Genomic DNA, 13,569 nt, shown 5'->3' with positions numbered 1-13,569 from the left:
CTAAACGTTGCCGCGGCGCAGGAGCTTGCCGCTGGGGTTCTGGCCGTCGATCACGGAGCCGCGCAGGTACGTCTTGCGGACGACGCCGGCGAGCGGACGGCCGTCGTAGGGCGTGATCGGGTTCTTGTGCTTGAGCTTGCTGACGTCCACCACGAAGGCCTCGTCCGGGGCGAAGACGGAGAAGTCGGCGTCGTAACCCAGGGCGAGCTGGCCCTTGTTGTGCAGGCGGGCCAAGGCGGCGGGTTTCTCAGCCATCCAGGAGACGACCTGCTCCAGCGGGATGCCGCGGTGACGGGCTTCGGTCCAGATCAGGGACAGGCCCAGCTGCAGCGAGGAAACGCCACCCCAGGCCACTGCGAAGTCGCCGTTTTCCAGGTCCTTGAGGTCCAGCGTGGAGGGGGAGTGGTCCGAGACGATGCAGTCGATGGTGCCGTCCTGCAGGCCCTTCCAGAGCAGCTCTCGGTTGGAGGCCTCGCGGATCGGCGGGCAGCACTTGTAGGCTGTGGCGCCGTCGGGGATTTCTTCGGCCATGAGCGTCAGGTAGTGCGGGCACGTCTCAACGGTGAGGTTGACGCCGTCGCGCTTTGCCGAGGCGATCATCGGCAGCGCGTCGGAGGAGGAGAGGTGCAGGATGTGGGCGCGGGCGCCGGTCCAGCGGGCACGTTCGATGACCTCGGCGATGGCCTTGTTCTCGGCGCCGCGGGGGCGGGAAGCCAGGAAGGTCTCGTAGTGGTCGCCGCCGGGGTGCGGTGCGCGGTCGATCGCGTGAGAGTCCTCGGCGTGCACGATCATGAGCGAGTCGAAGGACTTGAGCTCAGCCATGTCCTCTTCCATCTCATCGGCGTCCAGGTGCGGGAACTCGTCCACGCCGGAGTGCAGGAGGAAGCACTTGAAGCCGAAGACGCCTTCGTCGTGCAGCGGGCGGAGGTCGCTCTTGTTGCCCGGGATGGCACCGCCCCAGAATCCGACGTCCACGAACGCCTGGTCCTTGGCGACGACGCGCTTCTGCTCCAGGCCGTCCACGCTGGTGGTGGGCGGGATGCTGTTCAGCGGCATGTCGATGATGGTGGTCACGCCACCGGCTGCTGCGGCACGGGTGGCGGAGGCGAAGCCTTCCCACTCGGTGCGGCCGGGCTCGTTGACGTGGACGTGGGTGTCCACCAGACCGGGGATGAGGGTTTCGTCGTCTGCGAGTTCGATGACCTCGTTGCCCGTCAGGCCGTTGCCCAAGGGTTCGATTGCCACGATGATGCCATCGCGGATACCAACTTCGCGGGCTGCGAGGCCTGCGGTGGTCAGGATGCGCTGGCCCCGGATAACGAGGTCATAGGCGCCGATTGCTTCAGACATTGAGGTACTCCTTGTTTTCGGTCCGTTCCGCCAGGTACACGCCTATGTGCTTACCTAATTGTTCAAGCAACGGACCTGCTTCAGCGATACATTTTTGGACATCTTTTTCCAGATCGGTCAGTGCGTGGACCGTGTGGAAGCCGGCGTCGTTTAGTTGTTCCCGGCTCAGGGTACTCCGGCCGCAGACTGCGATCACGGGAACCCCGTTCCTCTGTGCTGCGCGGGAGACGCCCATGGGGGTCTTGCCGAGCAGGCTTTGCTCATCCAGGCTGCCTTCTCCGGTGATCACCAGGTCGGCGCCCTTCAGCCGTTCTTCCAGCTCAGTGAATTCAAGCACGACGTCGATGCCCGGCCGGCGCTCTGCCTTCAGTGCCGCTATGGCAATGTAGCCAACGCCGCCTGCCGCTCCGGCGCCTTCTGCTTTGGCTGCGTACTTGGCATGTTGCCCGGTTGTGGCTGCGAGGACGTCAACGAAGTGGTTTGCTGCTGCATCCAGTTCGGTGACGTCGTCCGGCGTCGCGCCCTTCTGCGGACCGAAGATGGCTGGTGCTCCGCTGGCCCCCAAAAGGGGATTGTCGACGTCGGACGCCAACACGAACTCCGTTGCCTCAACGCGGACGTCGAAGTTGGAGAAGTCGATGCTGTCGAGCTGTGCCAAGGCGGCACCGCCGCCGGGGAGCTCGTTGCCGTTCGTGTCCAGGAAGACGGCGCCGAGTCCCTGCAGGACTCCCGCGCCGGCATCGGTGTTCGCGCTGCCGCCGACACCCAGGATGATCTTCCGGCAGCCGAGGTCCAGCGCGGCGCGGATGAGTTCGCCGGTTCCGATGCTGGTTGCCGTTTTGGCCGTTTCGCTCGTGGGGCCGTCCGGGAGGAGGGCGAGACCGGAAGCTGCCGCCATTTCGATGACAGCTTCCTGGTCCCGCACCGCGAAGTCGGCCTTCACTGGCTCGCCGAGCGGGCCGGTGACGGTGGTGGTCCGGCGGGTGAAGCCGGAGCCGATGGCGGCGTCGATGGTTCCTTCGCCTCCGTCGGCCACCGGAATGCGAGTTGCCTCAAAGCCCTTGGAACCGAACCCCGCGAGCAGCCCTGTTGCCAGGTGCTCGGCGACGTCGGGCGCAGACAGCGAGCCCTTGAATTTGTCCGGGGCGATGACAACACGCATTCCGGTGCCTCCTTACTGTGTTGTGTTAGCTGGCGATTTACGCTTTGGCCAGGATCGCGGTGGGTGCGTCCGCCGCGGTTTCAGCCAACTCTTCGAACTCGTTCACGCCGTTGATCTCAACGCCCATGGAGATGTTGGTGATCTTTTCCAGGATCACTTCAACAACCACGGGAACCTTGAACTCGCCCATCAGTGCCTTGGCCTTGTCGAAAGCGGCAGGCAGGTCGTTCGGGTCCTCAACGCGGACGGCCTTGCAGCCCAGACCCTCGGCAACCTTGATGTGGTCCACGCCGTAGCCGTTGGTTTCCGGGGAGTTGATGTTCTCGAAAGCCAGGGAAACGTTCTGTTCCATGTTGAAGCCGCGCTGCGACTGACGGATCAGGCCCAGGTAGCTGTTGTTCACCACAACGTGGATGTACGGCAGGTTGAACTGTGCGCCTACGGCCAGTTCCTCGATCATGAACTGGAAGTCGTAGTCACCGGACAGGGCAACAACGGTGGCATCCGGGGTTCCACGAACAACGCCCAAGGCGGCGGGAGCGGTCCAACCCAGCGGGCCGGCCTGGCCTGCGTTGATCCACTTGCGGGCACCGAACACGTGCAGCATCTGTGCGCCGGCGATCTGCGACAGGCCAATGGTGGACACGTAGGTGGTGTCGCGACCGAAGGCCTTGTTCATCTCCTGGTACACGCGCTGCGGCTTGATGGGCACGTTGTCGAAGTTGGTCTTGCGGTGCAGGGAGCCCTTGCGCTCCTGGCACTCGGCAACCCAATCCGAGTAGTCCGGCAGGGACTTAGCTGCCTGGCGCTCGCGTGCCAGCTCGATCAAGCCAGCCAGCGCCGCACCGGCGTCGGACGCAATGCCCAAGTCCGGCGAGAAAACGCGACCGATCTGCGTCGGCTCGATGTCGATGTGCACGAACTTACGGCCGGCCGTGTAGGTGTCCAGGCCGCCGGTGTGGCGGTTGGCCCAACGGTTGCCGATGCCGATCACGAAGTCGCTCTGCAGGAACGTCTCGTTGCCGTAGCGGTGCGAGGTCTGCAGGCCAACCATGCCGGCCATCAGCTGGTGGTCGTCCGGGATGGCGCCCCAGCCCATCAGGGTGGGGATAACGGGAACGTTCAGGATCTCGGCCAGCTCAACCAGCTGTGCGGAAGCGCCGGCGTTGATGATGCCGCCACCGGCAACGATCAGCGGGTGCTGGGCCGAGGTCAGCATGTCCAGGGCCTTTTCCAGCTGCTTGCGGGAAGCCTTGGGCTTCTCCACCGGCAGGGGCTCGTAGGTGTCGATGTCGAATTCGATCTCGGTCATCTGCACGTCGATGGGCAGGTCCAGCAGGACCGGGCCCGGACGACCCGAGCGCATCAGCTGGAAAGCCTTCTGGAAAGCGCCGGGAACCTGGCCCGGCTCCAGGATGGTCATGGCCATCTTGGTGACCGGCTTGGCGATGGACTCGATGTCCACAGCCTGGAAGTCTTCTTTGTGCAGCTTGGCAACGGGTGCCTGGCCGGTGATGCAGAGCATGGGGATCGAGTCTGCCCATGCCGCGTACAGGCCGGTGATCATATCCGTGCCAGCGGGGCCCGACGTGCCGATGCAGATGCCGATGTTGCCATCAGCTGCGCGGCTGTAGCCGTCTGCCATGTGGCTGGCGCCTTCAACGTGGCGGGCCAGCGTGTGGCGGATGCCGCCGTGGGCACGCATTGCTGAGTAGAAGGGGTTGATCGCTGCGCCGGGCAGACCGAAAGCTTCGGTTGCGCCTTCCTTTTCCAGGATGGCTACGGCCGCATCAACGGTACGCATCTTTGCCATGGTGTACTCCTTGTTTTTGCCCTTTCGGGCGAAGTCTGTGGTGTTTTTGGGTGTGGTGAGGGAGCCGCCGTCGTTTACTTACGACGGCGGGTTCTCTGCTGTTTGTTTCTTTGGCGCTTAGCGCCTTGGCTTACTTCCGGCCGCTGAGCTGGAGAACCTGCTTGAAGAGGCCCGAGTGGTCGAGGCCGCCGTCGCCCTGGTTGACGGTTGCGGCGACGAGCTGGGCGACGACTGCGCCGAGCGGGACAGCGACGTTGGCTTCGCGGGCTGCGGAGGTGACGATGCCGAGGTCCTTGTGGTGGAGGGCCAGGCGGAAGCCGGGGTCAAAGTTGCGGTCGAGCATCTTCTGACCCTTCTGCTCGAGGACCTTGGAGCCGGCCAAGCCGCCGCCGAGGACCTTCAGTGCTGCGTCGGTGTCTACGCCGTAGGCCTCAAGGAAGGCGATGGCCTCGCCGAGGACCTGGATGTTGACGGCCACGATCAGCTGGTTGGCTGCCTTGACGGTCTGGCCGGAGCCGGACGGGCCGACGTGGACGATGGTCTTGCCCACTGCGTTGAGGACATCCTGTGCTGCCTGGAAGTCTGCAGCTTCGCCGCCGACCATGATGGACAGGACGGCGTCGATGGCGCCCTGCTCACCACCGGATACGGGAGCGTCGAGCGGGCGGATGCCTGCTGCTGCTGCATCGTCCGAGAGGCGCTTGGCGACGTCCGGGCGGATGCTGGATGCGTCGATCCAGATGGTGCCCTTCTTCGCATTGGCGAAGACGCCGTCTTTGCCGCTGACAACACCCTCAACATCGGGGGAGTCCGGGACCATGGTGATGACGACGTCGGCGTCCTTGACTGCGTCCGCGATGCTGCTGGCACCCTGGCCGCCCTCGGACACGAGCTTGTCGATCTTGTCCTGGCTGCGGTTGAAACCGGTGACCGTGTGGCCGGCCTTGACGAGGTTGATGGCCATGGGGAGGCCCATGATTCCGAGTCCGATGACTGCAACGTTGCTCATTGTGGTTCTCTTTCTGAAAGTCTTTTTAGCTCAGGTGTGCTGGATGCTTAGTTGGCGTTGGCGCGCTGGCGGATAGCCCAGCTGAAAGCCGATTCCTGCGGTTCCTTGTACTCGAGGCCGATGTAGCCGTCGTAGCCGAGTTCGCGGCTGCGGGCGATCCATTCGCCGAGGGGGAGCGTGCCGGTTCCGGGAGCGCCGCGGCCGGGGTTGTCGGCGATCTGGATGTGGCCGAAGTCCTTGGCGTGGTTCTCGATGACGGATTCGACGTCGTCGCCGTTGACTGCCAGGTGGTAGAAGTCGGCGAGGAGCTTGATGTTCTGTGCGCCGGATTCTGCCTTGACGCGGGCGATGACCTTGAGTGCGTCTTCGGCGGTGAGGAGCGGGTACTTGGGTGCGCCGCTGACCGGTTCGAGGAGGACGGTGCCGCCGATGCGGGCGACGCCTGCCGCTGCTGCGGCGAGGTTCTTGGCCGCGAGTTCGTCCTGCTCTTCAGGGGTGAATTCGTCTTGGCGGTTGCCGTAGAGGGCGTTGAAGGCCTTGCAGCCCAGGCGCTCACCGATGCCGGCTACGGCGTCGATGTTGTCCTTGAACTCGGAGCAACGTCCCTTCCAGGAAACCAGGCCGCGGTCGCCGCCGGGCATGTTGCCAGCGTTGAAGTTCAGGCCTGTGAGCTGGACGCCGGCGTCCTTGATGGCTGTTTCAAACTCGGTGGTCTCTTTGTCGGTGGGAACCGAAGTGGCGAAGGGCCACCAGAACTCGACGGCGTCAAAACCGGCTGCCTTCGCGGCGGCGGGGCGCTCGAGCAAGGGCAGCTCCGTCAGGAGGATGGAGCAGTTCACTGTGTACGTCATCGTAGGTCCTTCCGAGGAGGGGCTTTGATCTATCTTCCTGGTTGCTTGGCTGCTGCCTTGGTGTTTGGCTTCAGTTTCCGCTTTGTGGAATTTAGATTCTGCTTTATGAAAAGTTTAGGGAAGGTGGGGGTGTGAGTCAAGGGGGTGGGTGGGGAGGTGGGGGTTTGGGATACCAAGGGTGATGAACTTGGCTTTGTCGCCACAGTGTGGTCGGTCTCTTCGCTGCAGTCGCGTGGAATACTTCAGGTAGTCTTTTTGACCGACGACATGTCGAGGGCAAGCGCTGACTTTGCTTACTTCCTGTGTGCCTTGGTGGTCCGTAGGATTGCCATCGTGTCAGATACAAAATCAGCCGTCCCGCCACGTCCGCTGAGCGTCGGAGACATCGTCGTTGGTCCGAATGAGCTTTTAGGCGAATGGGTGGCCGCCCAAATCACAACGATCGATCCTGATTGGAAAAAGGTTGGTGTGCTCGAGCTGAATTGGTCAGGTCCGGAGCCGTTGTCAACAGATGACTTGGGTGTCATTGAACCGCTCGTGCTGACGTACATGGCCTGGAACGGCAGGCTGTCCTACGTCAACTGCGACTGGGTGCTTCCACGGAGTTTCCGCGTGATCGGTAGCATGCCCTTGGTTCATGATCGCCCCTCAAATAGTTACACCAGCAGTTGGGGAGTGGGTTACCAACTCGCTCGGCAGCGCGCTTGGGACAGGGGTGAGCGCGATTGGCAGGAACCAGGAAAAGCTCGAACTGACGCCAGGGGAATTGGATCATTCCCTCGACGATGGTGCACCTGTTCAAGATGGAGTGCGCAGCCTCAGAGCGACTGGCCTGTCCGAAGTAGACTGCCTTCGGATAGCATCGATTTTTCCCAACCTTAAGAGTTTGATCCTAGGCGGCAACCTAGGGCAGCTCAGGAACGCCGGAATGCTTAACCGGCTCGGCCGGCTCCGGGCCCTCCTTATCTCCGACCTGTTCGGCATGACGAAGGCCGACTGCTTGCTTCCTGAAGACGTTTCCAACCTTGAGTACCTCTACCTAGACAGCGTGCCTCATGAGTACGCCTCTGCGATGCGGAGTCGGTGGCGGTCAGAAGCGGCTAACGGCACAAGCGTCAGCATCACTAAGGCACGGAAGCCTGAATGGGTACAAGAGAATCTTGAGAACCCGCTTCGCGACTGGGACGGGCGCGAGCACATTAGTTCTGGTCGCTTCAAGAAGGCTGTGGCGCAATTCAAGAAGACGCGAAGCGAAGTGATCGAAGCGCTCTCCGCTCAGCCAGGCGAGTCCACAATAGACCAGCTGGAGAATATTGGCCATGAATACGCGATCGCCTTCAATCGCTTGGATGGAAGGTCCCCGTTCATCGAGACAGAGGAGCGCGAGGAACTATTCGCCGTGCTCGATAAAGTTGTTGTTGAGTTCGAATTGGAGCTGGGTCGTTCGCTCGCGGCCGAGCGGCTGGCTCTTTTGTCGGGAGTAGAGGACGCACGGGACTGGTGAGCCTTGCCTTGCCCTGGGCATTGGCCTACGACACACCTGGCCAAGAAGCTCGAACCGCCAGCCCTGATCAAGGCCCGTCGCACTGGGTCATTTGCTGAGGTGCCCCGGCTCCTACACGACATATGCGCCGTTATCGGCCTTTGAAAATGAGGCGATGGCCATGGGGTAGCACTCAGTTCTGTTCGGTGAGTTGGATGTTGCCTCGTTGGGGCCAGTAACCGACAGACTGGAAGTATTCGGTTGCGTCAGCATGCTCTGTGAATTCGAGCAGGTTGCCGATCTTATGTTCCAGGACATCGCGTACCTCGCCTGGTGTCGCGAAGAAGAACTCTTTTCGGAGGTTGGACTGGTTCAGGGCACGGGCGGCGAAGTGTTTGTGGAGTTCGTTCTCAAGGGTGACTGCATCTTCGGAGAAGTACAGGGTGTGGATGTCGAATCGGAAGGGGACGGATGCGCCACTGAGCTCGGCTACGCGTTGTTCTGGCTCCAGTCTGCGTGTGAGACCGATCTTCACGACCCCTTCGCCGAAGGCTCCTCGGTTTGAGATGACGTAGGTGTATCCGGCCCTGATATTGGCCGCACGGAAGTCGTTCTGGGCGATGGCCTCGTCGACTTCTCTTAGACGCTGTTCAAGTTCTTCGTCGTGTTGACCGGAGGCACCGAGGGCAGCAAGGGCATTGAGAAGGTGTGAACGTTCTTTGTCCAGTCGAGAGCGTTCTTCGGCGAGTTCCCTTTCGACGCGTTGTTCTTCGCGTAGGCGGGCGCGCTCTTCACGTTGCGCTTCTTTTTCTTCCTGCTTCTTCATCAGCCAGTCAGCGGTAAGCTCAATCTCTTCGAGTCGGATGTCATGGAATTCATCGCTGATGTGCATTTCCATGAGTGCGCCCAGCTTGGCGATGGCCACTCGTGACGCTTCCAGACGCCGTTTGGCGGTTATGACGTTGCCGAGTTTGAGTGACCTGACGCTGTTGTCTGCTTCGGCGTTGTATGCCCTGAGCATGAGTTTCGCCAAGTCCTCGGTCATCCGTCTTCCCTTGGCCAAGGAGTTGTCAAACGTGAACATGTTGGACTTGATGATGGCGCCACCGGCCCGTACCAAGTCGGCGATGCGTGTTTCGATCTCACTTAGCCGGTCACGGTAGGAGGCTGCGTTCTCGAGTGGGTGATGATAGCGGTAGATGCCGACCTCTTGAAGTACCAGTCCGTCGTTGAGTTCAACATATGAAGCTGCCGCCGCCCCGGTCTGTTCAAGACGCTGCTTCAAAAGATTGTTTTCAGCCTCAAGGAACGCGATCCTGGCTAATTCAGAAGACTGATCGCCAGAGGTCGGAACGGCGGGTTGGTCTTGGGTGTTAACCGCTGCCGCCGGGGTTTGAGTTAGGGCATCCTCATCAGCATTAGCGGGCAGCCACAATTGCCAGCCCGCGGGAGGGGCCGGCCAGGCTGGATCCGGCGTCCAACCCGCTGGAGGGCGCCACGAAAGCGGGGGCTTGGGCCACCCCGGCGGAGGATTGAAAATCATTGTTTGCTCAGGCGACATCAGGAGGTACGTACTCCAGAGACGTTGGCAGGAACCAGCCCGAACGGATTCTTCGAGACTGAAGCCCCAAGATGCTCAAGTGTGGCGGACGGCACGACCGCTGAGAGATCTATGTGGGCGAAGGTGTCTCGCAGGACTGCTACTGCGATGAATGGAATGTAAGTATCGCGGCCCGTTGCCGGGTTGATGGTGTTGGTTCCCACTTCCAGTGAGATGCCCTGGATCAATCCCCGCCGGTCGGCTTCGAAAACTTCGTGAAGCGTACGCAATGCGACCTGGTGTACGGCGCCGGCATACCGGTCCTTGGAATCCTTCTGAGGCGAAGCAGTCGGCGTGATTTCATCCGATGCCTTCACGTACTTGTAGGACTTGATCGTGGGAACACTGTCTGGGCCCGGAACGAGCGTTCGCAAGGAAAGTTCAGCAGTTGCAGGATCGAACTCGGATTCGTGCTCCACCGCGAACGCCTCGGGGTACACGGAGTTGGCGAGCACGATTCCAACGTATTCCTGCACGGCATCGACGACACCGTACCCCAAACCTGCGATCAGCTGATCAAGAGACGCATTGTGTTCGGCGACTTCCGATTCGCGAGCAGCGCACTCTGCCTCGTAGACTTTGCGTGCCTGCGCGAGTTGCTCCTGCCGTTTTTTCTCCGTTGCGGTGTGCCGCTCAGCGAGTTGACGACGGCGCTCGGGCAGCTGCTCCATCTCTGCCTCCCAGGCACTACGGGCCGCTGCGTACTCCGCTTCCGCCTGGGCCTGTGCTTCAGCCAGTTTCTTCTTTCGGCCAAACAATCCAGTCGGGGGAACAGGAGGCTGAAACATTGGCTCTTCGGGATCCAAGAGGACAACAGGGGGAGGCGTCGGAATCTCGAGTGACCGATCAAACCGAGGATGCTGGACCGTCTGCCGGAGCGCTTCAAGGTCCACGTAATCGTCAACCTCCAGAGTCGTCTCCAGAAGAGAATCAACCTGGTCGTACAACGCAAAAAGGTCGGCATTCAGTTGCTCCACTTCAGCCTGCTTCGCAGCGACGTGGGCATCGGCAGCTTCCTTCTCCATACGCTTCCGCTCTGCCTCCGAAGCACGCTGGAACGCGGCAGCTGCCCGTTGCTCTGCCTTGAAAGCTTGCTCCGCCTGCCGGGCCGCTGCTGCCTGCTCACGGACCGCCGCCCCCTGTCGCTGTTCAGCCAGCCGTGCCTGATGCTGCATTTCCGCGAAGAATCCCCGACGACGCCCCATTACCAACCTTTCACTGGAATTTTCGTTCACCATATCAAGGGCCTACGACTCTTTCAGTCGAATTCGACACTTTCCACTTCCCGACGAACACTTTCGCGATGGGTTGAACCCATCCCCACTCTCAAGCGCCGAGGGCAATCCGACACGGCTCTGGTTTTGCTCATGGAATTTATTGATGCCACTTGAGAGGGACGAGCCCGTCCCGTTCTGTCGGCGCCGAAGCCGCCTTTGGCTCCCTGCCTCTTCAGCAGTCAAACTGCCTATGAATGGACTATTTGAGGTGATCGGCAGGTCACAGCGCTAGAGGATAGTCCAGGCATAGAGGACTGCCAAGCCTTAGCAGGGCCGCGCAGTTCGGCGTAATCGCCAGACTGCGCGGCCCCACAGGTTATCGCTGTAACTGATCAGGTAACGGTGGTGGACGAGCCCCTATAAAAACGTCCGAACTTGCGAAGGTAAAGGTACATTCCCACGAATGTTCCAAGCCCCAGAACAGGGCCCGCCCACAAAGCGATCGGGGCGCCCTGCAGCAGGATAGCGCCGAAGCCGAATGTGCCAGCCAAGGCGGCGACGCCTGGGTTGGCGGTGGCGAGTCTGCCCTGAATTTTGCCCCCGAGCTGTCGGTAATAGGCCGCTTGCATGAAAGCGAATAGGAGGAATGCGGCCACCATGATCAGTGGCCAAGGCCAGGCGGCCATGGCTACGACGCTCACCGTCAAGCCGTACATAGCAGCCAGGGCTAACCAGTAGTGCTGCGATCTCGCCTCGTGACCCGGAGTCATCAGCAGCCCCTGTTCACGTCGATCACGGATCCCGCGATCGCCATTACGGCTGAACAACCCAGTGCTGCCATCGGCCCGAAGAAGCCCATGGCCCCACAGAATGCAGCATTGGTTCCCCACCAAGCCCAAAGTGCCGCCCAGGCTGCTGGACATTGCGGAAACATCGGTTTCAGCGAAGAGTTCCGGAAACCGCCTCCGATAGTCATTTGCTTCGCTTTGCTGATACTTGCCACCTTTGTGCCGAAGTGACCGTTTTTCACTTCGAGCTTCAGATACCCGCCATCAGCAAGCGAAACTAGAGCTTCCAATGCGTCATTTGGCATCGATGCTGCCAAGAATTCTTGCTGCTGATGTGCATCGAAACGACGGTCAGCTGACAAGTACTCCGTTAGTGGCTTCGAACCCTTGATGAGCTTTACACGTTTGTTGAACCCTGCTGGGTCTCGTAACCGCGCTTGCTCCAGACGGATCAGCGCCTCCTTACGCTGGGCTTGTGTGGGTTCCAATAGGGTTACGCCGGCCCCATCGGCCGTCACTGTGCGGGATGCAGCAGCGTTTGCGGGTCCCACCGATGCTGAGAGTATTGCAACGACGGCCACGATCATTGTGACTATGCGAAATATGCTTTTCCTAGAATTTCTAAAGATATGCATGCGATCCCCAAATAGATTTTCCTCGGACAGGTTTGTCCGACGGTTCTGCACTATCTGCACTATCTGCGCAGGGCCGGGCGCCGAAAGGAAAGAACGGTGCGCGCTCGTTGTCCTGATGGCTGCCCTTGAATGTGCTAGTACACGGCGAAAGTAGCCCGAGAAATTCACCCCCTAGTGCCGGAAAGTCGAATCTAGGTGGTGGTATGGGCAAAATTAGGTGGTGATTCGGGTGAAAATGAGTGCCAAGAAAGAGTGACTAGGTGTTCCACGCGTCGTCATAGAACAGAAGCGTGAGCTGCATGGGGCTGACGGGAGATTTCCCGCTGAGCGCTTCATGCACTACCCAATAGGTCAGTTCATAGGGCCAAGTGATCGATTATGTCGACAGCCATAGGAGGTATGGCCTCCTGCCAAGAGCCTATACTTTGCGAATCTCGATAGAGTGGGCACAGCGTTGACGTGGCGGCAAGGACCATCGTCACTGCTCGCGGAAGGACAACGAATGGCTCGGCCGACAGTTCAGGACGTCGCTAGGACTGCGGGCGTGTCTGTGGGGACGGTGTCGCGCGTCTTGAACGGGAGCCCGGCCGTCAGTGAGGCGGCCAAAGAGAAGGTTAGCGCCGCCATAAAGGAGCTCAGCTATCGTCCTCTCGCCTCAGCAAGGGATCTCCGAAGAGACAGGACAATGCGCGTGCTAGCCCTTGCCAAGAACCTGGACTCGTTGGTGATCAGCGAAGTCTTCCGCGGTGTCGGAGACGCGGCAGCAGATTCGGGTTACGTGAGCCTCATCGCAGCGACCGATGGGGATCTGGATCGCGAACAGCAACTCGTGGACATGCTGCGCAACGGCTCAGTGGACGGGCTCGTGATCTTCTCGCCGACGATGCCGGACGACGACGTAAACACCGTCGCCGAGCAACTAAGCGTCGTCCAGGTCTGTGAAATCGTGGACGCCGAAGCAGCGTTCGGGGTTTCCATCGATGACCGGCAGGCAGCGTATGACATCACGAGCCACTTGATCGAAACCGGTGGCAAAAGACTGGCCATGCTCGCGCATAGGGGTGCCCGCTCGGGACGGCTGCGCGAGGAAGGCTTCCGGCAGGCGCTCACTGAGTCGGGCTTGGAACCGGACCAGATCCTGTTCGGAGAGGGTAACTTCGGCTTCCACTCGGGTCGCACTCTGGCAAAGAAGCTCCTGAAAGCAAAAGACCTACCTGACGCCGTCTTCTGCGGGACCGACGTCGTCGCCGCCGGGTGCGTTCGGGAACTCAAGGATGCCGGACTCCGAGTTCCACAAGACATCGCCGTAGCCGGGTTCGATGACTCGGCCCAGGCAGAAATGTGCGTCCCGGAACTGACTACCGTCCGGCAGCCGGCCTACGAGATGGGTCGTGTGGCATTCGCCGAGCTTCTCGAGCGGATGACAGTCCCAGACGCCCATCGGCGCGGTCGGACTTTTCTCCCGCACGAGCTCGTCGTGCGGGATTCCACTAAAGGCTAGGAACGAGTGGGTCGCGCTGCCGGCCATTGCTTTACCCCGCCATCGATGCCAAGTGCTTTGGCTATGACTGGACAACTCAGCCGCATTGTCCTAGGTTCGGCTGGAGAACTGCGATGCGTGGCAAAAGGCAAGTCGAATAATCACGGTGCATAAAATTGGG

Annotated in this window: 10 protein-coding genes and 1 pseudogene; 2 read left to right on the top strand and 9 right to left on the bottom strand. The window is 60.8% G+C overall.

The window, feature by feature from the left end:
* The 5 genes and pseudogenes from allB to ACFRJ9_RS02780 form a co-directional block, all read right to left on the bottom strand.
* Positions 1–1,350, bottom strand: a complete 1,350-nt coding sequence (gene allB / locus ACFRJ9_RS02800) for an allantoinase AllB (protein WP_377664181.1) — start codon at positions 1,348–1,350, stop codon at positions 1–3.
* Positions 1,343–2,512 (bottom strand): glycerate kinase, encoded by a 1,170-nt coding sequence (locus tag ACFRJ9_RS02795; protein WP_377664179.1) that lies wholly within the window; start codon positions 2,510–2,512, stop codon positions 1,343–1,345. The genes allB and ACFRJ9_RS02795 overlap by 8 nt, the downstream gene beginning before the upstream one ends.
* A 37-nt stretch (positions 2,513–2,549) precedes the next feature.
* Positions 2,550–4,325 carry a glyoxylate carboligase gene (gene gcl, locus ACFRJ9_RS02790; RefSeq protein ID WP_377664177.1) on the bottom strand — a complete coding sequence of 592 codons (1,776 nt, stop codon included), beginning with the start codon at positions 4,323–4,325 and terminating at the stop codon, positions 2,550–2,552.
* A gap of 130 nt (positions 4,326–4,455) precedes the next feature.
* Positions 4,456–5,352, bottom strand: a pseudogene (locus tag ACFRJ9_RS02785) (2-hydroxy-3-oxopropionate reductase); the annotation flags it as partial.
* 29 nt (positions 5,353–5,381) lie between these two features.
* Entirely contained in the window at positions 5,382–6,185 is an 804-nt protein-coding gene (locus ACFRJ9_RS02780) for a hydroxypyruvate isomerase family protein (protein ID WP_377664175.1), read from the bottom strand.
* Between the two features lie 637 nt (positions 6,186–6,822).
* Here ACFRJ9_RS02780 and ACFRJ9_RS02775 point away from each other — a divergent pair.
* Complete coding sequence (locus ACFRJ9_RS02775; protein ID WP_377664173.1) at positions 6,823–7,689, top strand: hypothetical protein; 867 nt, start codon at positions 6,823–6,825, stop codon at positions 7,687–7,689.
* A gap of 172 nt (positions 7,690–7,861) precedes the next feature.
* Here the strand turns inward: ACFRJ9_RS02775 and ACFRJ9_RS02770 are convergent, their stop codons facing one another.
* From ACFRJ9_RS02770 to ACFRJ9_RS02755, 4 genes are all read right to left on the bottom strand, one after another.
* Entirely contained in the window at positions 7,862–9,103 is a 1,242-nt protein-coding gene (locus ACFRJ9_RS02770) for a DUF4041 domain-containing protein (RefSeq protein ID WP_377664171.1), read from the bottom strand.
* A 125-nt stretch (positions 9,104–9,228) separates the two neighbouring features.
* The gene (locus ACFRJ9_RS02765) at positions 9,229–10,443 is read right to left on the bottom strand and encodes a hypothetical protein (RefSeq protein WP_377664169.1); all 1,215 of its coding nucleotides are present in this window, start codon (positions 10,441–10,443) and stop codon (positions 9,229–9,231) included.
* Positions 10,444–10,877: 434 nt separating this feature from the next.
* On the bottom strand, positions 10,878–11,255 hold the full coding sequence (locus ACFRJ9_RS02760) for a hypothetical protein (protein WP_377664167.1): 378 nt from the start codon (positions 11,253–11,255) through the stop codon (positions 10,878–10,880).
* Entirely contained in the window at positions 11,255–11,860 is a 606-nt protein-coding gene (locus ACFRJ9_RS02755; RefSeq protein ID WP_377664165.1) for a hypothetical protein, read from the bottom strand. The genes ACFRJ9_RS02760 and ACFRJ9_RS02755 overlap by 1 nt, the downstream gene beginning before the upstream one ends.
* Positions 11,861–12,410: 550 nt before the next feature.
* On the opposite strand from ACFRJ9_RS02755, the gene ACFRJ9_RS02750 reads away from it, so the two are divergent.
* Complete coding sequence (locus ACFRJ9_RS02750; protein WP_377664163.1) at positions 12,411–13,409, top strand: LacI family DNA-binding transcriptional regulator; 999 nt, start codon at positions 12,411–12,413, stop codon at positions 13,407–13,409.
* Positions 13,410–13,569: the final 160 nt, after the last annotated feature.

The sequence above is a fragment of the Paenarthrobacter sp. NPDC056912 genome (genome assembly GCF_042786555.1).
Taxonomy (GTDB): domain Bacteria; phylum Actinomycetota; class Actinomycetes; order Actinomycetales; family Micrococcaceae; genus Arthrobacter.
This window is presented reverse-complemented; position numbering and strand designations above follow the sequence as displayed.